General features: G+C 42.2%; 16 protein-coding genes. 5 read left to right on the top strand and 11 right to left on the bottom strand.

The features are described from left to right. Positions 1-37 precede the first annotated feature (37 nt). Positions 38-2,389, top strand: coding sequence for a tetratricopeptide repeat protein (locus F6K64_RS00600; protein WP_287264689.1), 2,352 nt, complete (start codon positions 38-40; stop codon positions 2,387-2,389). 225 nt (positions 2,390-2,614) lie between these two features. Here the strand turns inward: F6K64_RS00600 and F6K64_RS00605 are convergent, their stop codons facing one another. Continuing rightward, positions 2,615-4,237: a cation:proton antiporter gene (locus tag F6K64_RS00605; protein ID WP_008181135.1), complete on the bottom strand. Its 1,623-nt coding sequence runs from the start codon at positions 4,235-4,237 to the stop codon at positions 2,615-2,617. Positions 4,238-4,333: 96 nt separating this feature from the next. Here F6K64_RS00605 and F6K64_RS00610 point away from each other — a divergent pair, with 96 nt between their 5' ends. After that, complete coding sequence (locus tag F6K64_RS00610; protein ID WP_008181133.1) at positions 4,334-5,575, top strand: tetratricopeptide repeat protein; 1,242 nt, start codon at positions 4,334-4,336, stop codon at positions 5,573-5,575. 119 nt (positions 5,576-5,694) lie between these two features. Here the strand turns inward: F6K64_RS00610 and F6K64_RS00615 are convergent, their stop codons facing one another. Next, entirely contained in the window at positions 5,695-6,672 is a 978-nt protein-coding gene (locus F6K64_RS00615; protein ID WP_008181130.1) for a metal ABC transporter solute-binding protein, Zn/Mn family, read from the bottom strand. Between the two features lie 402 nt (positions 6,673-7,074). Between F6K64_RS00615 and F6K64_RS00620 the strand changes: the two genes are divergently transcribed. Next, positions 7,075-7,893, top strand: a complete 819-nt coding sequence (locus tag F6K64_RS00620; RefSeq protein WP_008181125.1) for a metal ABC transporter ATP-binding protein — start codon at positions 7,075-7,077, stop codon at positions 7,891-7,893. A 152-nt stretch (positions 7,894-8,045) separates the two neighbouring features. Then, the gene (locus tag F6K64_RS00625; RefSeq protein ID WP_008181123.1) at positions 8,046-8,933 is read left to right on the top strand and encodes a metal ABC transporter permease; all 888 of its coding nucleotides are present in this window, start codon (positions 8,046-8,048) and stop codon (positions 8,931-8,933) included. Positions 8,934-9,095: 162 nt separating this feature from the next. Here F6K64_RS00625 and F6K64_RS00630 read toward each other — a convergent pair whose 3' ends face one another. The 5 genes from F6K64_RS00630 to F6K64_RS00650 form a co-directional block, all read right to left on the bottom strand. Next, complete coding sequence (locus F6K64_RS00630) at positions 9,096-12,395, bottom strand: lectin-like protein (protein WP_008181122.1); 3,300 nt, start codon at positions 12,393-12,395, stop codon at positions 9,096-9,098. Positions 12,396-12,645: 250 nt separating this feature from the next. Further along, a complete protein-coding gene (locus F6K64_RS00635) occupies positions 12,646-13,983 on the bottom strand; it encodes a calcium-binding protein (RefSeq protein WP_287264690.1) in 1,338 nt (445 codons plus the stop codon). A gap of 1,026 nt (positions 13,984-15,009) precedes the next feature. Continuing rightward, positions 15,010-15,336 (bottom strand): hypothetical protein, encoded by a 327-nt coding sequence (locus tag F6K64_RS00640; protein ID WP_008181119.1) that lies wholly within the window; start codon positions 15,334-15,336, stop codon positions 15,010-15,012. Positions 15,337-15,812: 476 nt separating this feature from the next. Then, the gene (locus F6K64_RS00645; protein WP_008181118.1) at positions 15,813-16,154 is read right to left on the bottom strand and encodes a XisI protein; all 342 of its coding nucleotides are present in this window, start codon (positions 16,152-16,154) and stop codon (positions 15,813-15,815) included. Next, entirely contained in the window at positions 16,142-16,561 is a 420-nt protein-coding gene (locus F6K64_RS00650) for a XisH family protein (RefSeq protein ID WP_008181117.1), read from the bottom strand. The genes F6K64_RS00645 and F6K64_RS00650 overlap by 13 nt, the downstream gene beginning before the upstream one ends. Here F6K64_RS00650 and F6K64_RS00655 point away from each other — a divergent pair. Further along, positions 16,560-16,808, top strand: coding sequence for a T3SS effector HopA1 family protein (locus F6K64_RS00655; protein ID WP_008181116.1), 249 nt, complete (start codon positions 16,560-16,562; stop codon positions 16,806-16,808). The genes F6K64_RS00650 and F6K64_RS00655 overlap by 2 nt on opposite strands. Positions 16,809-17,125: 317 nt before the next feature. Here F6K64_RS00655 and F6K64_RS00660 read toward each other — a convergent pair whose 3' ends face one another. From F6K64_RS00660 to F6K64_RS00675, 4 genes are all read right to left on the bottom strand, one after another. Beyond that, complete coding sequence (locus F6K64_RS00660; protein ID WP_008181114.1) at positions 17,126-18,277, bottom strand: AZOBR_p60025 family cell surface glycopolymer formation protein; 1,152 nt, start codon at positions 18,275-18,277, stop codon at positions 17,126-17,128. Positions 18,278-18,700: 423 nt separating this feature from the next. After that, positions 18,701-19,960: an RNA-guided endonuclease InsQ/TnpB family protein gene (locus F6K64_RS00665; RefSeq protein ID WP_287253965.1), complete on the bottom strand. Its 1,260-nt coding sequence runs from the start codon at positions 19,958-19,960 to the stop codon at positions 18,701-18,703. Positions 19,961-20,104: 144 nt separating this feature from the next. After that, positions 20,105-21,055, bottom strand: coding sequence for a F0F1 ATP synthase subunit gamma (locus F6K64_RS00670; protein WP_008181110.1), 951 nt, complete (start codon positions 21,053-21,055; stop codon positions 20,105-20,107). Continuing rightward, the gene (locus F6K64_RS00675; protein ID WP_131826958.1) at positions 21,043-21,300 is read right to left on the bottom strand and encodes a hypothetical protein; all 258 of its coding nucleotides are present in this window, start codon (positions 21,298-21,300) and stop codon (positions 21,043-21,045) included. The genes F6K64_RS00670 and F6K64_RS00675 overlap by 13 nt, the downstream gene beginning before the upstream one ends. Positions 21,301-21,310: the final 10 nt, after the last annotated feature.

The following is a 21,310-nucleotide window of genomic DNA, read 5'->3' on the forward strand; positions in this document are numbered from 1 at the left end:
TTCATACTTCATTCTTCATACTTCATGCTTTTGACCAATGAATAACGATTCTCTTGGCAAAAAAAATTTCCACTGGCAGCGTTGGTGGGTCTTTTTGATGGTTTTTGGGTTAGCAGGAGTATTAATCTTCAGCCCAGTTGAATCGGTGGTACCAGCGCTCCAAGCACAAGTTACTTCTGCAGTACGCCGAGGTTACTCTCTGTTAAAGAAAGGATGGGTGGATAATGCGATCGCAACCTTTGAACAAGCTCTAAAAGGCTCTCCCCAATCGAAGGAAGGGAGGTTAGGTCTAGCGATAGCGTATCAGCGAGCAGGGCGAGATGCGGATGCTTGGGCTGCTTATCAACAAGTCCTAGCCATCGACCCAAACAATAAAGAGGCTCTGGAAGCGGTAGGAGAATTGGGAGGTTATCGTCCTGAATGGCAGCCGGATGGGATTGAAGCCCTAACGACTTTATTAAACCTAAGTCCTAATGATACTGCTGCTCGTGCTCAGCGGGCTTTACTGCTGGGCTACCAAGGTCGTTTTCCGGAAGCCCTAGCTGATTATCAAATTGTGCTGGAGAGCAATCCTACACCAGAAATCATTCTTGGTGCTGCTCAAATCTATACCTATAGTGGTGACTATCAGCAAGGGCTGGAGCTATTTGATCGTTACCAAGCTAGCGGTAAGCCAATTCCGGGAAATGCAGCGGGAGCCTATGCTCTGGCTCTACGAGAAACTGGCAATCCTGCTCAGGCGGTAGAGGTACTGGAAGCCCAGCTCAATCAATTTTCCCAATTCTATGGCAATGATAGCTATCTACGGGCTGATTTAGCTAAAGCTTATCAAGCCTCTGGGCAACTCACAGAAGCTTTGTCTGTCCTAGAACCGTTGCGAGGGAGGGATGAAGCGGCTTTACCCTTAGCCCGGGCCCTTTCAGAAATTGGTCGTCGTGAGGGTCGCTCTGACCTAACCGAAGACGCGGTTACTCTCTACCGTCAGGTACTGGCCTCAACATCAAAGCCATCTTCTGCTTTAGTCAGGGAAGTGGCTGATGTGATGAGTGAGGTACCAACCCAGTGGGCATCAGCTCTAGAGCTTTATCAGCAGTTGACCGAGGAGCAGTCGAATAACCAAAGCTTGTTGGTGAAGTCGAATAACCAAAGCTTGTTGGTGAAGCAGATTATTCTAGAAGGTAAATTGGGTCAGTTATCCCGAACTCAACGGCGACAGCGGCTGCTTGAGATAACCCAAACCCTACCGAGTGAAGCAGCTCAGCAGCGAGATTTAGCCCAAGCTTTGTTGCGTCTAGACCCTCCTGATCCAGAACTGCTGAGTGTTTACCAAGATTTGCTGGCTACAGGGGTAGATGTACCGTTTTTGCATTTCCGTGTTGCTCAGATTTTGATAAAGCAGAATCGACTAGCCCAGGCAATAAGTGCGATTGATAGTTACAGGGCAACCTCTACTGGTGAATCGGACCAGAGTACGGAATTATTGCTAGCAGAGATTGACCGTCGCCAGGGAAATCTCGATGCCACTATCCAGCGGTATCAGAGAATTATTCAGAGTAACCCAAATAATAATTTGTTCTATGGTGCTTTGCGGGGGTTAGCGGGAATCCACATTGCCCAAGGTGATCCACAGAAAGCTCTGGTTATCTATGACCAGCTGCTATCTCGCGATCGCAATGATTTATTAGCCCAGCTGGGGCGCAGTAGTTTAGCATATCAAACTAAACGTATTGACCAAGAGGAAGCGGAAGGGGTACTCAATCAATGGCTACAGACTCAGCCTTCTATTGATCCACCGCCGGAATTGTTGAGTTTGGTGGGTGTTTTGCCTGCTGACCCAGAACGAGAAACCCTGTACATTACTCTACTAGAGGTCTCACCAGATAATGCTCCTGTACAATTGCGACGGCTACAGGTTTTAGCACAGCGAGACCCTAAGTTAGCTAAAGCTGAAATAGCTGAGTGGATTGCCGGTAATCCTGATAATATCGATGCCTACTTTGTGCAGGGAGAATTGGCTATGGGATTGAGGGATTTGCGATTAGCTAGCAATGCTTACGAAGAAATTTTAGAACGGGAGCCTGATCAAATTGGTGCCTTACTAGCGTTGGCAGGGATTAGCTTTACTCAACAGCACTATGCTAAGGCAACGGGGTTTTATAAACAGATACTAGAACTGGAGCCCAAGAATTTATCGGCTCGCCAAAACTTGGCTGAATTAAGTGTTGCCCAAGATTTTCCGTTTACAGCCCTCCAACGGTTTGAAGGACTCAACTCGGAAGAGAAAGAGTCTACAGGGACAGCTAATCCTAAGCTCGATAATCGCATCCTGCGGCTGGAGGTTGATATTCTGAAACGACGAGGTTTTCAGCCTTATTGGGAGCGGTACTAATGTAAGTATTCAGCAGTCAGCCGTCAGGGCTCAGCTTATTTTATTCAAAATCACCGATTGCGCTACGCGCATTAGCTGATAGCTGATAGCTTAAGTACTAATACCCTGTCAATTTAGTTTTTATGGTTAGGGCAAGATGTTAGATTTTAGGTGTTAGATTTTAGGTGTTAAGTTTTAGTAATTAAAGCTTAGCACCTGATAGCGTTTCGAACACTACAATACTTGTTATTTGCTAGGATAAGTTACTTTGGTTCGTTCCAATTCTTCAACCAAAATTACTGGAATTGGACTGGTTTCTAACACTGCCTGAGATACGGAACCGACCAGCACTTGCTGCCAGGGTTGATGTCCCCGTTTTCCGATCACAATATCTGTTACTTGATGCTCTTGGGCTATGCGAACAATTTCTTCGGGAATCGAACCGGTTACGGTAATAAACTGATGCCGAATATCCAAGAGCAAGCGTTTGGTTTGGTTCTGTAACTGCTTGACTTCTGGCTGATTTGATGTTGTGATCACATGTAAAACAATAACTTCCCCATTACTTCGTCTTGCTAAATCTGCTACTTTAGTTAATACGTGGGTGGCTAAATTAGAGGTATCGACAGCGGCTAGTAGCAGAGTATGAGAGGCAACGGTTACTTTGGTGGGGTCTACAGGGTCTTGGGATAAGAGTTTAGGGGCAAAGGTGGGAATTGCCCAAGCCCCTAGAGGTGCAGTAATCAAAATTGAGAGGGCTGCGATCGCTAAAATTGTCTGACCTCCTTCTAGCCCTTGACTCAAGGGAATACCACCAATGGCTGCTTGTACTGTGGCTTTTGCGGAGTTTCCGGGTAACAAAAACAGTTTCTCTCGCCAAGTCCAATTACTCCCCAATGTGGAGAGATACCACCCGACCATCCTACCGATACATAAGCCAATGGCGAGGATTAAAATGCCAGGTAACAGGGTTGTTTCTAATACCCGCAGTTGGATACTAGCTCCCATCAAGACAAATAGAATAATCTCTGCTACTACCCACAGATGGTTAAATTCCACTCGCAAGCGTCGTGCTAAGGGAGGGTCTAATTGTATTAGGAAAAATCCCATTGCCATGGTAGCTAAATAGCCAGAAAAGTATGGCAGACTTTTAGCTAACACTACTAATAATAAGGCAATTGCTGCGGTAATTAAGGTATCTTGGACGATAGTCTCGGTCCAATTTTGTTTGGTTAATAGGAAAATAATTAACTGAGCAGCGATATATCCAATTAAGACACCAAGGGCGACCTGGATTAGAACTTGCAGGGGCAGGAATTGGATAGCATTACTGTTGATCGTTCCTTGTGCCAAGAAATTCACCATCAAACTAAAGAGTAGCAATACTAGGACATCGGATAAGGCACTCCCAGTTAGAATCACATCCGGTATCCCTTTAGCTACGCCCCAGCCTAAACTTTTGAGTCGCAGCATTCCTGGCACAATCACGGCGGGGGATTCTGCTCCGACTACACAACCTAGGAGTAATCCAGTGGGAAAATCGAAATTAAACAGTATTATCGCAGCAACAGCTACTGCGATCGCTTCGGTGATGGCGGGCAAAAAGCCTAACCTTAGCGCAACAGTTCCTTGCTCCAGGAGTTTCTCGAGATCCAATCCCAGTCCTGCCCGCATTAAAATGACCATAACTGCGAAGGTGCGTAGGTCATCAGCAATAACTAGGACTTGTGGTGCGATCGCATCCCCCACTTCTGGTCCGATCACGATACCCACCACAATCATGCCAATCAAAGGAGGTGCTCCCAAGCGACGGGCAAGTTGACCCCCAAAAAAGCCCATCAATAAGATCCAAATTGTACTGCCTAGCATCCGAAATGTTCGTGCTCGTATATAAAATGTAATTACTTGTCGCTCAATTATAAAAACACAGTTGATTCGGATTGGCAACACTTGATATGAGTTGTTATGAAAATCAAGCCTAACCTTGCTATTACTTTGGCTACTTTACTGCTATCAGTTGAGGGGGCAATTGCTCAACCTAATTCATCATTTCCTAACGCTACACCACCAACTCCACTACTGTCGAACCAAGAACGGGAGGAAGTGGAAAGGTTAATTAATGATCATCTAGAGAAAAGTTACACAATTCGCAATCATATCCAATCGGAAGTTCATCGAACCTTTGACTGGACGATTAACCTGCTCAACCTTTTAATTACAGTACTAATCGCCATCCCTATTGTTACTAGTCTGGCAGTGCTCTTGCTACGTCGTAGCATCATCAACCAATTAGTGTCTGAGACGCAAAAGCAATTCCAAGAAGAAGCTGAACAAAAAATAAAAGAGCAAATTGATGCTGAAGTCACTACGGAATTAAAACGACAAGTTGAAGCTTTTAAGCAGGAGCTGGAAACGCTGAAATCTGATTTTGTTTCTCAACTCCAGCATCTAGTTGTGGCTGCTCAACATGAGAAAGAGCAGATTTTTAACGAAATTTCTCGAATTACTCCGTCGATTATCCAAGAAGAATTTGTTGCTCCAGAAGTCCAACAAAAACTGGAAGAGCTAACTAAACAGCTGGAGTCGTTAAAGTCTGCTAATCCCCAGCTATACTTAACAGTTGATGACTATATCAATCAAGGACACGCTCTGTGGATTGAAAATCGCTATCAAGATGCGATCGCATCCTATGAAAAAGCGCTTCAGCTCCAGCCAGATTCCGATGTGGCTTGGTCAGGAAAAGGCCAAGCCCTGCAGAGATTAAAGCGATATGAGGAATCCCTCGCTGCCCATGCCGAGGCGATTAAAATTAATCCGAACAACTTTAGGAGTTGGTTTGGACAAGGTTATACTCTCAGATACATGGAACAGTATGAAGAAGCACTGATTTCCTATGATCAGGTGATTCAGCTCAACCCAGATTTTCATCATGCTTGGAACCATAGAGCCTATGCCTTGATCAAACTTGGTCGCTATCAAGAAGCCTGGGACAGTTTGGAAAGAGTACGGCAGCTAAAATCAAATTCATCTAATCTTTACTACAATGAAGCTTGTTATTATGTTTTAAACGGTGAGATTGACTCAGCAATTGCCAGTTTAGAACAAGCGATGAGTTTGAATGATAGACTTAAGTCTATCATTAATATTGATGCGGATTTTGACATGATTAAAGACGAGCAACGGTTCCAAAACCTAATTAATCCATAGATCTGACCATTGTATTTATCTCTTCGTCTACCTTTGCTGGCATCTAGAGAGCAGGTAGCTAAATGATTAAAAACTCAAACAAGTCTCTGGCAATTAGTCAAGTACATTAGTCAAGTACATTACTCAACTGGATTAAACGTTTGATAGTTCCCTCCTAAGCCTTCAACAACTGTGTGAGTATTAGTGATTAACATTTTGATGTAAGTATCAGCTTCACTACCCGGTACACCTAAGGAATCAGAGTATAATTCTTCTGGCGCTAATTTCACCCCAGCTTCCTGAGCCACAGTCTTGATCAAAGCTGGGTTAATCGTGGTTTCCGCAAAAATCACTGGAACCCCAATTTTTTTGATAGCGTCTGCCAAACCCTTGACAGTCTGAGCACTGGGTTTTTCCTCAGTATTCATGCCAATTAAGGTTCCAGCCACTGGTATGCCATAGGCACGAGCATAATATTGAAAAGCATCATGAGTTGTGACTAGGTAGCGGTGCTTCTGAGGAATAGTTTGAATCTGCTGGATAATCCAAGCATCAAGCGTTTTCAATTCAGCAGTTAGCTGTGCTGCATTCTTGGTAAATTCTTCCTTGTCCTCCGGTGAGAGTTCAATCAACTGATCCCGAATGGCATTCACCATTGCGATCGCATTTTTAGCATCCCCCCAAACATGAGGATCCGGTTCCGTCTTGCCTTCGTGTTCAAAATTCAAGGGTGACACCACTTCCGCAACTGCAAAGGTCTTGACCTTAACCCCAGCAGACTTAATCAGCTTAATCAGTGCTGGTTCCAGATTGTAGCCATTGTATAAAATCAGATTAGCTTGTTCCAACGCTATAGTATCGGCTGGGACTGGCTCATAGACATGGGGATCTGCTCCCGGTTTTAGGATACCCGTCAGTTCAATTTCATCTGCTCCTACTTGTTTCGTCCAGTGGGTAATGATAGTGCTAGTGGTAACTACATTCGGCTTATCATCGCCATCAATACCACTCTGCTTTGTTCCGGTGGTATCACACCCACTTATCCAGACTCCTAAAATGATTACTACTGTCAGCCACCATTGGCGCTTTCTACTGTAGGACTTAGTAATTACTCTCATCGGCTTAATCGTTATCTTTTGATCAGAACTTACGCACCAATACCGGGCGTTGCTGATTCTGGGTATGATTCCGCCCCCCTAGCCCCCCAATTCTGGGGGGAACAAAACTCTGAAAGTCCCCCCCGGTGCGCTTTCCAATGGGCGAGTAAATCGCCCTTGGGTCGCACCGCAAAGTTGGGGGATTTAGGGGGCTTGACCAAAACCAGACGATCGCGCATTCATACTTCAATTCAGCAACGCCCAATACCGCACTACCTCGCTGCATCGCTATCAATCAAAGGCTGAAATCGGTGTAATTTTGCTAAGAAACTAGGTTTGCAGCATAAGTCTTATCATATTCTTTTCATATTTCATGGTAAACTATTTTCATATTTGTTTAATTTTTTGTTTCCGGAACCCTCTATGCCAGATGCTGCCTCGGTTCATCACCTTGCTTCTCCCAAGAGGAAACACCAAGCTGGATATAGCAATCTGTCCCAGACAGGAACCATTACCCTGAGGCAACTGGGTGTACACTACCGCCTAGTAGAAGCACTCAGGGATATCAACTGTGAGATCAAACCAGGACGATTAACTGGAATTATTGGTCCGAATGGTGCTGGGAAAAGTACTTTGATCAAAGCCATGCTGGGGTTAGTTCCCACTGCCACAGGCAAAGCTATGTATCAGGGAAAACCGTTGATAGAACAGTTAGAAAAGGTGGCTTATATGCCACAGCGGACGCAAATTGACTGGACTTATCCCGCTACTGTCTGGGATGTTGTGCTAATGGGTAGAGTCCGGAAAACAGGATGGTTTCGTCGCTTTTCCACGGTATCCCGGCGGATTGCAGCGGATGCCATCGAACAAGTTGCCATGGGGGATTACCGCAATCGTCCCATTGGACAGCTATCGGGAGGACAGCAGCAGCGCGTTTTTCTCGCTAAAGCATTAGCTGAACAAGCAGATATATTATGTTTTGATGAACCGATGGCTGGTATTGACAAAAAAACTGAAGCTGTAATTTTTACTATCCTCCATCAACTCGCCGATGCCGGAAAAATTGTGCTGGTAGTTCACCATGATTTGGGAGAAGCGATCACTCATTTTGATGATTTGATTTTGTTGAATCGGGAGTTAATTGCTAGTGGCTCTAGGCAAGAGGTATTGAGTGCAGCTAATATGCAACAGGCTTATGGTGGTCAAGTCGTTTTTTGGTTAGATCCAGTTGCTGTAAAGTGAAATAAGGCAAAAGGCAAAAGGCAAAAGGCAAAAGCTGATTTATGATAGCACAAAAAAATCCTTCCATCCCTGTTTCCTACTGTTCCCTATTCCCTGTTCCCTGTTCCCTTTTTATCTCAATCTTATGTTTACATTTAACCTAAAAATGCTATATGTTAGAGGTTTTAATTGAGCCGTTGCACTATGGGTTTATGCAGCGATCGCTAATTACTGCGGTGTTAGTGGGCATCGTTTGTGCCGCAGTTGGTAGCTACCTAATGGTACAGCGACTTGCGTTACTCGGAGATGCTATCAGTCATTCTGTACTACCGGGATTAGCGATCGCATTTATGATCGGTGCTGACATTTTTGTGGGAGCCTTTATTGCTGGGGTGGTTAGCACTGTGGTGATTACTTGGATCCGGACGCGATCGCAAATTAAAGAAGATGCCGCCATGGGGATTGTGTTTTCCGCTTTCTTTGCCCTAGGCATCACTTTAATTACGGTGATGCAGAAAGATAACAAAATTGACCTCAATCACTTCCTATTCGGCAATATTCTGAGTGTCACCAATGAAGAAGTCATCAATACAGCCATTATCACCGCGATTGTACTATCAATCATTCTCCTGCTGTACAAAGAATTAATGTATTATACCTTTGATCCCTTAGGGGCAAAAGCAGCAGGTTTACCAACTAACTTGCTGAACTTTGGTCTGATGATCTTGATTGCCTTGACCATTGTCGCTAGCCTCAAAGGAGTTGGAGTGATCTTGGTGCTAGCGATGTTAATCACACCAGGAGCAACAGCTTACTTATTAGTCCATCGGTTGCACCAGATGATGATTTTGGGTTCAGCCCTTGGGGTAGTAGCTAGTATTACTGGTATGTACCTGAGTTATTTTTTTAATCTGCCTTCTGGACCAGCAATTGTTTTAGTAGCTTTTGGTTTATTTATGCTGGCATTTTTGTTTAGTCCCAGTCAGGGAGTTTTAACTCATCCGAATACTCAGTTAGGACAATCACAAATTTGGCAAGAAATTAAGCGGTTGTGGCGTTGATATAGCATTTTTAGTTCAGTTGTGAACATAGTCTACCTTGAGAAATGCAAAAGGCAAGAGGCAATAGGCAATAGGCAATAGGCAATAGGCAATAGGCTAGAGAATATAAAACCATTATCCTCTCTAGCTTAACACCAAATTTATGGAGATGTCTAATGTATCCTATACAATCAGGATATCAGTATTCGTTAAGGCAGTTTTGTTAGAGAAATTCGCAACTTGTACAGCACCTAGTGTACCTGAACCGTCAGCATCGAATGATAGTAATCCTGATGAACGATCATAGATGAATCTGTCATTTGTATCTAAGGCGGCAGCACCTAAAACAAATTGACCCACATCTAAAATTCCTTGAACAAGACCACTGCCGAAGCCACTAGCCGAAATTTGTAGTTTATCCCCCTGCTGACTGACAAAGTCGCTAATGTAATCTATCCCTTCAGTAGGGATATTCAAGACAAACTTATCTGCACCAGCACCTCCAGAGAGGACATCATTTCCAGTACCCCCATTTAAAAGGTCATCACCGGCACCACCATAGATACGATCATTGCCAGCACCACCATACAAACTATCATTCCCTGCAATTTCTTGTATAACTGACGGTAATTCGATTATACCATGTAAATAAACTTTATTAGGATAATTTTGGGCACCAACCCAAAACCAGGTTTGCTCCCAGTTTTGATTAAACCAACTCACCAAAACTGCATAATCTTCATCATCAGTGTAATTGTTAGGTTCACCGAATGCCCAGTTACGATAGGTTGAAGTTTCACCACTAATCCATTGCCATTGACCTTCAGTAGTATGATCTGTCAAGCCTATCCAAAACAATTGATTAGCTTCAAATCGATTAGCTTCAACATTAAATCCATCGTAATTAAATCCAAAGGTGGTGTTTAGCCAGTTTTGTTCCACTTCATCGTTAATTGTAACTAAGTTACCACCAAGGCGTTGAGCTTCTGCTTGGGTATTGAACCAGGTGCCCGGTTGGCTCAACAAATAAGAGTGTCCATTTCTGGTGACGAGATAGTCGCCGTAAACAATATCATTACCATCACCACCATTGACGGTATCATGACCTCGACCACCCCAAATATTGTTACTGGCACTGTTGCCTTGAATAACATTATTGAGATTGTTACCGTAGCCATTGATAGGATTTGTCCCATCGAGCTCTAGATTTTCCAAATTATCGCCAAGGTGATAGGTAATGGAGGTGTAAACTTTATCAATACCTTGACCTGCATATTCAACTATGGTATCACCCATACTATCAACATCAAGAACATATTGATCATCACCAAAACCTCCCTTCATGCGATCTCTACCGCTTTCACCCTTTAACAAGTCATTACCAAAACCACCATAGAGGTTATCATTACCATAAGACCCATACAACTGGTCATCACCACCACCACCATAGATACGGTCATTGCCTGCACCACCATTTAAAATATCACTTTCACCTATTTCTGGTGATACTGAAGGAATTTCAATAATACCTCGCAAATGTTGGTTGGGATAATTTTGAAGGTCATTCCAACCCTGATTGCCCCAACCCATCACTGCATAATCTTCACCATCGGGAATTGAGGAACTACGATAATCGTTAGGTTCACCGGGAAACCAGTTACGATAGGTTGAGGTTTCACCACTAACCCATTGCCATTGACCTTCTATAGTACGATCGCTCAGACCGATCCAAAACACTTCATTAGTTCCAAAGGTTGTGTTTAGCCAGCTTTGTTCCGTGGCGTTGTTAATCGTAACTAAGTTACCACCAAGGCGTTGAGCTTCTGCTTGGGTAGAGAGCCAAGTTCCTGGTAGGCTAAATAGATATTGTCCAGTGCTGGCAATGATATAATCACCGTAAATAATATCATCACCATCACCACCATTGACAGTATCTAGGCCAAGACCACCCCAAATATTGTTATTACCACTGTTGCCATTAATGACATTATTTAAATTGTTACCATAACCATTGATAGAATTTGTACCTGTCAGGTTTAGGTATTCTAAATGAGCACTAAGACCATAAGTCGTTGAAGCGTAAACTATGTCAATACCTTGGTTAGCATATTCAAATACGTGATCACCTGAACTATCAACAGTATAGGTATCATTACCAGAGCCTCCGTACATGTAATCATTACCAATTCCACCGTATAAGTAGTCATGACCTGAACTACCGCTGAGAATATCACTACCACTATCGCCACTAAGTGTATCATTGCCTGTACCACCGTGTAACTGATCGCGACCAGTTCCACCTCTTAAAAAATCATTACCTGAGCTACCACTCAGGTAGTCATTACCAGTATTACCATCAAGACTATCATTACCTGTACCACCATATAACTCATCGCGACCAGTTCCACCAATTAAAGAATCATTACCTGCTTCACCAAATAGGGAGTCACTACCACCATTACCATAAAGACTATCATTACCGTTACCACCTTTCAGATGATTAGCACTAAAATTACCAATAATAGTGTCGCTAGTCAAACTACCAATAACATTCTCAATTACAACCCCATAGGCAATTGAGGTTCCATAACGAGTGGTCTTATACCGCAATGAACTGGTATTGTTTGTGTTATCTATCGGTTGATAGGTGATTGATTTATAAGCATGCTGAGAGGTAAGTATACCTCCTCCTCTTATGTCAAAATAATATCCAGAAGATCTACTTATATTAAAAATAACTGGGCCAAGTTTAGAAAAATCTAAAGTATCAACTCCACCACTATCCCAAATAGACAACTTCATAGGTAGTTTTTCACTACCACGACGAGCTAAACCATTATCGTAAGAATAACCATTGACACTGTCAAACCTATAATAAGTGTTACCTGAATTAAAATTATTACTCCCGTAAATGTATTGTACAGCCCTGATGTCATAAGGCATTGGTGTGGCTGCATAGTCACCGACATCGTTATAAGACATCACAGTATTTGTGTTATTGTCTTTATAGTACGGTAAAAAGGGCGAACTACCTTTTCCGGTGTCACCGTTGTAGTCACCTGGATGCTTTAATCCAAGTGCGTGTCCAATTTCATGTAGTGCCACGTCGAGAAACCTATGACCTCTGCCAGTAGCAGAATCTTTTCCAAGCTTAATATTTACATGGTCTAGTTTATCTGACCTCCAACTCCTAGGCTTCCACCATTTTCGTGCGTTTTTTTGACTTGCTACTCCACTGATTCCACTTTGTCCAGAAAAACGTAGATTTCCTTTGTTTGATACTTCACGAAATGTAATATTAGCGACTTCACTCCATCTTGTCAGGGCTTCTCTCACCATTGATCTTTCACTCAAATCAAGCCCATCACTTCCAGTTGAGTAATTAATACTGTAAGTTAGAGAAACTGGTTTACCTGTATCAACCCAATAATCATCATCCAACAAAGCATCAATATCGTTATTTCCAGAACGCTTAACACCCATAATATTTTCCCTGATCAATCTGAGGTTGTATCTGAAAACTGCTGTGTTTTTCAGGCTCTAATGGAAAATTAAATTAAATCTGCTATTTTGCCACAAAAGGGCAGATTTTTGTAATTTTTCTTAACAAAAGCCCTGGGCACACCAACCCTGATCAAAAATGCGCCTGAGTTAACTCAGACGCACTATGCTAATCAAATCATGATTTTATGCTCCGGCAAGCTTTGCTTTACCAAAGCCTTGCAGAAAAACCCTAGACAAACACCTCAGAGAGATTATCAATGAGAGTAGTAGCTTGAGTGAAACGCACCACAGCCAAGAGGTCTCCCCCGCTCGAGATTTCGGCACCATTAGCACCATCAACGATGCTCAGCTGATCACTATCGCCAGCATCAAAGGTAGTCAGACCAAGCTGGAAGTTATTGATGGTATCAAAGCCATTGCCGCTTTCGAGGACAATTAGATCCTCACCACCCCCTAGCCACAGGGTGTCGTTACCACTGCCACTATTAATGAAATCATTGCCAGAGCCAGAATAGATGATGTCATCACCAGCATCACCAAAGATTTCATTATTACCCTCACTGGCGAAAATGGTATCGTTACCGCTACCACCACGAATCACATCCAGCTGTGAACCACCGTAGATCAGGTCATTACCATCACCCCCAAGAAGGGTATTAATTCCCTCACTACCAAAGATTGTGTCATTGCCAGCCAAACCCTCAATCTGATCGTTTTCGACAGTGCCGAACAGGGTATCATCGTTTGATGTTCCTGAAATCAGAGTGTCGTCAATATCTAAGTTGATGTTGAGATCAATCAAGCCTGTGGTGGAGGAAAAGCCATCAACAGCAATTTGGTAGGTTGTACCAGCGCTAACGGTAAATTGAACTGCGCTTTGGAAAGTCATGCTATCATCATCATTACTGGCAATCTCTGTTAAGCTGTTAACTGCTGAACCGGTGTAGACTGCTAGGGTAGTGTCGTAGTTACTCCCAAAAGTATCAATGGTCACGATACCATCAGCGGCAGCTGTCCAAGACCACCAACCAGAATTTAACGGGCTGCTAACTTCTACATGATCCGGCTCACCTGGCTCCCCAGTGAAACCCAGACTATTGCCTGTGGTACTAACTGATGTACCGTTTAACGATATCCGGTCGGCAAAGTTATCATTAGAAACCATTGATGTTCCCTCATCTAAGTTGATGTTGAGATCAATCAAGCCTGTGTTGGAAAAAAAGCCATCAACAGCAATTTGGTAGGTTGTACCAGCGCTAACGGTAAATCGAACTGCGCTTTGCAAAGTCATGCCATTATCATCATTACTGGCAATTTCAGTTAAGCTGTTAACTGCTGAACCGGTATAGACTGCTAGGCTAGTGTCGTAGTTACTCCCAAAAGTATCAATGGTCACGATACCATCAGCGGCAGCTGTCCAAGACCACCAAGCAGAATTTAACGGGCTGCTAATGCCTGCATGATCCGGCTCACCTAGCTCCCCAGTGAAACTCACGTTAGTGCCTGTGGTATTAACTGATGTACCGTTTAACAATACCCGGTCGGCAAAGTTATCATTAGAAACCATTGATGTTTGCTCCGTAATTAATGAATTGTCAGTTGTTATGTAATGCACACCTGGGTAGTATCTGAGGTTGTATCTGAAAACTACAGTAGTTTTCAGCCTCTAATAGTTAAGTTAATCAAGTTAAATTTGACCTTTTTGTGAAAAAAGGTAAGCATTCAGCTCAGGCAAGGGCTGATATATAGTCAGCGTAGATGCGCCTAAGGCGTTAGCTGATAGCTGAATGTTTCAATTTATAGATTCAGAATAAGCGAAAAAATTGCTATTGATTATAAAATCAGCATAATTATACGTATCGATTAGTTAAAGATGTTGTGAAATAAATTTACTTCACTTAGATAATTTATAAAAAGCTTTAATTGGATGATCATTCATGTCCTTTAAAGCATTTACAGCGTTTTGCCATTCGGTCAGGTACAAATTATTGAGGTGCGACCCGTGGCGAATTAAATTCGCCAACGGAAAGCGCACCTAAGGTTTTAGGGAGCAGGGAGCAGGTAAGAGTTCAGAGGGGAAAAGGAAAAAATCCTGTGTACCTGAGGTGAGACCCGTGGCGAATTTAATTATTAATTCTTCGAGCACATCTGAGAGTTATTAAAAATGCTGTATCTATCCCTTTTGCCTCTTGCCTCTTGCCTTTTGCCTTGTCTTCACCCACGGTTTATGAGACTTATCCAATAGGTCTAATATATAATTACAGCGCGATGAAAGAAGCTATCTAAGTAATTTTTTTTTCTTTGTTGGAGTTTTCTTTAAACAATTTACGTCAGCTGTCAGCCGTCAGCTTAACATAAATCTCTTTAGGGATAATTTAATGTTGAGAGATTAATGAAAATGTAAGCTAATGCGCTACTTGAGGTGCTACTTGATGTGCCATAAGCTGTCACTCCTCAGCCGACTTAACTCAGATTAAACTAATGCTTACCTCTTTTATTAAAAACCTATTCGCGTAGCGTGGGCGTAGCGCATTAGCTGATAGCACCTCAAGTAGCGTGGGCGTAGCGCATTAGCTGACGAATTTCCGGTTTTTCATGAATGGGCAAGTAAATAGGTGATGCTTGCCAAGCTGGCACCAGCCATGAGGATATTTTTTAAATAGCTTAAATAGCGTTTTGAGTAACTGGTACTTAGTAATAGTAAGAAATAGATATCTAGGTATACACGAGAATAATCTAAATAATACCCTAAGATAGTCATGCTAGTCATTGAAAATAACACAGCATAAATAATTGCACTGATTAGGATAACCTTGTTTTCCCGCAGGGACTGACTGGCTAGCAGTATAGTGACTACAAAAGCTGCTATTAATAAGGCAAATGAATAAGCTTCAAGGATAAAATACTCGCTTTTTGACATTATTTAGCTCGTTTGAAACGAAAGACGCTCTGCTACTCTAAATCCGTATAAATGCTGAGATTATGATTAGTCAACGTCCTAGAGTCATCTTGCGTGCTGATTGGATTGTATTGTTAAGCACCTAAACAAAATTAATTGCCTACTACCAATCTCTGTAACCCTTACATCGTAAGGCTTTGAGTTTTGGAAAATGTGTAATTAATTTTGTGCACCTGCTTAGATAAAGGAACATTGAGATTACAAGGGAATACCAAAAATTTGCAGCAATTGGAGGGTGAACATTTAGCGTTTTTAATACCTTGACCAGTCAATTGTGGTAATAGCAGTTATTTTTAATTGAATTAGGATAAAAGCATCACAATCATAATGTTTTGGTCTAAATAAAACTAAGGAAATTAACTTAAAGTAGTGCTGAAAGCCTTGCCTAGCAAGACTTTCAATGTGTAAGCAATTTTGCCTAGGTACTTAGTTTTGAATTAGGAAACGGCAAAGTCAGTTATTTTACGGCGTTCTAAGGTTTTAAAGGCAAGGACAATTTGTTGGGGTGAAATGCCTAGTTTTACCAGTTCGTTGGCGACTCCTTCTTCTGTGCCGTCTTGTTGAAGCCAAATTTTTTCGTTAATGATATCAATGTGAATCAAACTGCCGTAAATTCTTTGATTTTTGTGCCAACCTATTTCCATGAGGAGATAGTGATCTTTATTTTCGTCAATGATTAATTGAAGGTCGCTTTCGGGGTCATTTCCTAAAAATTCAACGTAGTCTTGTAAGACTTTGATAATGGCTTGTTTTAGATTAGTTTTGTTTAAGGTATCCATGTAATAAGCTCCTCTTGATTGACGTCAAAGGTAAAAATGCGAATTATTTTATCTTCGATTAAAACTTGTCCTGCTTCTTCTTCAAACACTGATGATCTCACATCTTCTGGAACAGCTAAATAGAGTTTTCTTTCGGGTTCGTAGCGTGCCAGTAGGTGTTCATACAAGACAAATTGACCCACTGCTTCCTCTAAATCTTTCATTTCTGATGCACTGCGGAAACTTTTGATTTCAACAGCAATTTTCTGGACACCTTTTTCCGCAGCAATGAGTCGTTCTGCCCCTAAGTCAATATATAAATTCTTTTTTCTAGTGAGTTTTAAACGATAGGGATCGTGGGTGATTGTCCAACCGTCTTTTTGAAGGGCATTGCGTACAATATCATGATAGTAGTCACGAACTGGCATGGTTATTGTTTTAATGATTAATTTATTTATCTTAATTGACTCTGACCATTACCGTTATGATTCGGGTATTCTTAAGTTAGCAAAAAGTGATTATCCAAGGGTCAAAAAGATTATTCATAGATGCTATGATGAATATCAAGCTTATTTTCAAAAGGAAGTGCTCCTATTTACTAAACCATTAGCACCAGGGCTGAGTATTTTAGAAGGGGTGCATCTCAATGCATGCAAAAACACTCTTCGGCAATAGAAAGCTAATATAATTTTATGACAATTACCCTTAATAAAAATCTCCCCCATCTCCCGATATTCCGCTCCTGGGAGGGGTTAGGGGTGGGTTCTTATCTCCCCCTCTCCCCACCCTCCCCACACTTCCCACCCTCCCCACACTTCCCACCCTCCCTCTAATTATGGGTATTCAACCTGACTTGATATTATTCATGATGTCGCTTTTTAGCCCAAAGTACACCTGACATTATATCTTTATTTATCGTGTTAAATTTTACATCTCAAATACAAACGCTAAATCAAATTTTTCCCAAATCTTCATTTTACCTTTCCGCTTTTTCATGAATGGGCAAGTAAATAGGTGATGCTTGCCAAGCTGGCACCAGCCATGAGGATATTTTTTAAATAGTTTAAATAGCGTTTTGAGTTACTGCTGCTGAGTAATAGTAAGAAATAGATATCTAGGTATACACGAGAATAATCTAAATAATAACCTAAGATAGTCATGCTAGTCATGGAAAATAGCACAGCATAAATAATTGCACTGATTAGGATAACCTTGTTTTCTCGTAGGGATTGACTGGCTAGCAGTATAGTGACTACAAAAGCTGCTATTAATAAGGCAAACGAATAAGCTTCAAACAGGTTTTTTCCTCCTAGTCCTCCTGTGAGACTATTAATCAGCTTTTGACCTATGCCAAATAGGGGGTAGCCAAAATTTTCACTACCTTCTAGATTTTCTTGAGCCTCTAGACGATAGAAAACATAGATAGCCCACCCAGCTACTGGTATCCAAGCCCATAATAGATGTTGCAGCTGCCGACCTTTGCGCTCCCATATACTGGTTAATAAAATTGCCAACCACATTAATAGCATTGTCTCCCTTGTCAGACAAGCAGCTGTGATGGCTATTGCTGTGTAAATCGGTTTTTCATTGCGATAAAAATAGATAGCTGTTACTAGCAGCAAGCTACTGATTAAATCAGCTGTTGAAAGGGATAAAACCATCCAAACTCCTGGTATAGAAAGAACCAGGAGTGAGTGCCAAGTTCTACCACTATATTGTTTCAGATATAAACTACTCACAAATACTATGAGAATAATAGCTAGACAGTTAATCCCAACCATTGCGTAGGGAATTAACTGGGGATTCCCAAAACCTAATAGATAACCTAGCAGTGGATAGAGAATTCTTCTGTAGCGATATTGCGGAGGAGTAATGGCTTCTATTGTCCCTGAGTTTTCTAACCATGGATCGAGAGCAATACTCAGAAACTGTTGACCATCATATCCCTGCTCTCCCTGATAAATCAATACTTTATGACTATTGAGATAAGGAGAAATAGGAAATAGTGACCCAATTCTGAAAAAGCCAGTAATATTTCCTTCAAATTTGACAAAATAAAAAAAACTTACTATAACTAATACTAAAATAGCAGCCAATATTGTGTGCCTAATCTCAACCGGCTGGCGATTCCATAATTGTTTCATGATGTAATATCATTTTCGGTTGAACACTTATAATTAGTAGATAATAGGGAACAGGGAACAGGAAACAGGGAACAGGCGATGAGCAGGGAGATTACTTACAATAAGGAAGCTAAGTTTTTTGATAACTGATTATATTAACATGATATAATCCGCTATACCCTTTGTTACTATAGCTATTTATATCCTAATGAGGTACACATATTTTTTTCCCTCTTGCCTCTTGCCTCTTGCCTTTTGCCTCTTTTATGTTCCCTGTTCCCTGTTCCCTGTTCCCTGTTCCCTAAAACCCAGGAATGTGTACCTCACCTAATTGAAAAATGCTATAAACACTATAATTGCTTATAAAATTAGCAAAAAGTAAAAATGCGCCTGGTTAATTCCAGACGCGGGTAATCTTTGCAGCTGACGTTGACACTCCCCGTCCTAGAAGAACGGGGATTCTTTAATCAACGAGGTCACTTGCTCAGCCAAACCAGAGTCAGGCAAAGTAGAGGTGTCCTCTCCTAAAGCGTTCGGATCGATGATCCAGGTTCCGGTGTGCCCCACCGTACCCAAGGCTCTATTAAGGATGTTAATTGCGGCATTGTGATCGCGATCTAATTGACAACCGCATTTGCAAGTATGAGTTCTAGTTGATAGAGACTTTTTCACGACCTCACCGCATTCAGAGCAGTTTTGACTAGTGTAAGCAGGATTTACTGCAACAGTGACCCTACCAAATTTTTTCCCAAAATGCTCTAAGCATTTCCTGAACTGATACCAACCTGCGTCATTAATAGATTTTGCAAGACAGTGGTTTTTTACTAAGTTTCTTACTCTCAAATCTTCATAGGCAACCAAGTCGTTAGACTGGATTACGCAACGTGCGAGTCTCTTCGCATGTTCCTCACGCTGCCTACTTATTTTGAGATGCGTCCTGCCTAGTTTATTAATGGCTTTTCTACGATTGGCTGAGCCTTTCTTTTTGCGGGATACCCGACGTTGATAAAACTTAAGTCGCTTTTCCCCCGTTCGATAAAATCGGGGATTAGATTCTGAATTGCCATCAGAATCTGTGTAAAACTCTTTCAGTCCAACGTCTAATCCGATAGTTTTCCTTGATGGCTTTAGTTCCTCCTTGTTATCAACTGAGACACAAAACTGGACATAGTAGCCATCTGCTCTTTTTACTATCCTAACTCGCTTGATTTGTTTCTTATCGAAACGCCATAAGTCCCACTTACCTTTGAGTTTGAGCTTCCCAATTCCTTTCTTGTCAGTGAACGTGATTCGGCAAAGCCGACGCTTCGCGAACGACTTTTTGTCAGGGGATATTTTCCATCCTGACTGCTTGTATTCGACCGATCTACAATGCTTCTGGAATCGGGGGAACCCTTTCTTTCCAGGTACTTTCTTCTTGCAGTTTTCATAGAAACGGGCGTTCGCGTAGCGTGGCCTACGGCCAATCGATGACCATGCTCTCTCAGCAGCAGCCTGCCGAGCGGTCGAATTTAATTCATTGGCAAAAGAAAAGTTCTTAGCTAAGACTCTACAGTATTTATTTAAGTCGTATTTTGTAATCCCCTTATTGTCAATCCACAACCTAAGACAGGAATTGCGGACAAACTTAACAGTCCGGATAGCCTCGTTTATAGCTGAGTACTGACTATTTTTGCCGTATGCCTTAAATTCAAGAATTATCATCAGAAATCGACCTTTTCTGTTATATCATTATGCTAACGCGCCCAGCACAAATCGTCAAGTCTTAGCCCCAAAAAAAAAGCCGTCCTAGAAGGACGGGGTTTTAGACCCAATTTTTTTTGATAAAATAAATTAAATAAAATGAAATTAACCGAGTGCTTCAGCACCACCCACAACTTCCAGAATTTCCTGGGTAATTGCGGCTTGCCGTGCCTTGTTGTAGGTTAGGGTTAGTTTACCAGTCAGTTCCGATGCATTATCACTGGCATTACTCATTGCTGTCATCCGACAAGCCAGTTCACTAGCTGCTGACTCTTGTAATGCCCGTAGTAACTGGTTGTTTAGATATAAAGGCAACAGGGCATCGAGGATTTGCACGGGGTCTTGTTCAAAAATCATGTCACGGGGGAAAGTCTCGGTAGTTCCCCTTGTGACTACCTCCCGCTCCACCTTGAACTCACCACCTTTAGTTGTCAGTCTGAAGATTTCATCATCCTGTGATTCTAGTCCCTTAGCTGTTAGGGGTAGCAGGGTTTGAACCGCAGGTCGAGAACTAATCAATGAGACGAATTTGGTGTATATCAACTCCACCCGGTCTACGGTTTCAGACAGAAACAGGGAGAGGAGTTGGTCAGCAATCATAGATGCTTCTGATGCTGTGGGAATCTGTTCTAAACCGGTGTACTTGGCATCAATTGGCTGATTGCGGCGCTCGAAGTACTGAATAGCTTTGCGTCCAACTAGCACGTATTTGTAGCCAACCCCTTTCTCCTGTAGTTCCTTTGCACGGTTTTCGGCACGCTTGATAACGTTAGTATTGTAACCGCCACATAGTCCTCGATCCCCTGAAACGACGAGCAAGCCTACATTCTTGATTTCCCGTTCTTTTAGTAGGGGCAGATTGGCATCTTCAAACTGCATCCGGTTTTGCAAACCGTAGAGAACTTGTGTTAAGCGGTCAGCAAAAGGACGGGTGGCAGTCACCTGTTGTTGAGCACGACGTACCTTAGCCGCAGCCACAAGGCGCATCGCTTCGGTGATTTTCCGGGTATTTTTGACTGACTTAATGCGATCGCGAATGTCTTTTAGATTAGGCATAATCTGTTCAAGGATGACGGTTGTCTCGGCTTGAAGGTTGTCTGGTTGAAGGTTGAAGGTTGTCTGGTTGAAGGTTGAAGGTTGTCTGGTTGAAGGTTGAAGGTTGTCTGGTTGAAGGTTGAAGGTTGTCTGGTTGAAGGTTGAAGGTTGTCTGGTTGTTGGCCTTTGGGGTTCGGTGTAGGGTAGGTTGACTGTTTTTTAGAGAACCTGCAACCTACTAACCTGCAACTGAAATTAACCTGCAACCTGCAACCT

Source organism: Moorena sp. SIO3A2 (assembly GCF_010672265.1).
Lineage (GTDB): Bacteria > Cyanobacteriota > Cyanobacteriia > Cyanobacteriales > Coleofasciculaceae > Moorena > Moorena producens.

Bases quoted from the DNA above. Each gene is read 5' to 3' on its own strand.
- F6K64_RS00600 (WP_287264689.1), top strand. From the start codon at position 38: ATGAATAACGATTCTCTTGGCAAAAAAAATTTCCACTGGCAGCGTTGG.
- F6K64_RS00605 (WP_008181135.1), bottom strand. From the start codon at position 4,237: ATGCTAGGCAGTACAATTTGGATCTTATTGATGGGCTTTTTTGGGGGT.
- F6K64_RS00610 (WP_008181133.1), top strand. From the start codon at position 4,334: ATGAAAATCAAGCCTAACCTTGCTATTACTTTGGCTACTTTACTGCTA.
- F6K64_RS00615 (WP_008181130.1), bottom strand. From the start codon at position 6,672: ATGAGAGTAATTACTAAGTCCTACAGTAGAAAGCGCCAATGGTGGCTG.
- F6K64_RS00620 (WP_008181125.1), top strand. From the start codon at position 7,075: ATGCCAGATGCTGCCTCGGTTCATCACCTTGCTTCTCCCAAGAGGAAA.
- F6K64_RS00625 (WP_008181123.1), top strand. From the start codon at position 8,046: ATGTTAGAGGTTTTAATTGAGCCGTTGCACTATGGGTTTATGCAGCGA.
- F6K64_RS00630 (WP_008181122.1), bottom strand. From the start codon at position 12,395: ATGGGTGTTAAGCGTTCTGGAAATAACGATATTGATGCTTTGTTGGAT.
- F6K64_RS00635 (WP_287264690.1), bottom strand. From the start codon at position 13,983: ATGGTTTCTAATGATAACTTTGCCGACCGGGTATTGTTAAACGGTACA.
- F6K64_RS00640 (WP_008181119.1), bottom strand. From the start codon at position 15,336: ATGTCAAAAAGCGAGTATTTTATCCTTGAAGCTTATTCATTTGCCTTA.
- F6K64_RS00645 (WP_008181118.1), bottom strand. From the start codon at position 16,154: ATGGATACCTTAAACAAAACTAATCTAAAACAAGCCATTATCAAAGTC.
- F6K64_RS00655 (WP_008181116.1), top strand. From the start codon at position 16,560: ATGGTTATTGTTTTAATGATTAATTTATTTATCTTAATTGACTCTGAC.
- F6K64_RS00650 (WP_008181117.1), bottom strand. From the start codon at position 16,561: ATGCCAGTTCGTGACTACTATCATGATATTGTACGCAATGCCCTTCAA.
- F6K64_RS00660 (WP_008181114.1), bottom strand. From the start codon at position 18,277: ATGAAACAATTATGGAATCGCCAGCCGGTTGAGATTAGGCACACAATA.
- F6K64_RS00665 (WP_287253965.1), bottom strand. From the start codon at position 19,960: ATGATAATTCTTGAATTTAAGGCATACGGCAAAAATAGTCAGTACTCA.
- F6K64_RS00670 (WP_008181110.1), bottom strand. From the start codon at position 21,055: ATGCCTAATCTAAAAGACATTCGCGATCGCATTAAGTCAGTCAAAAAT.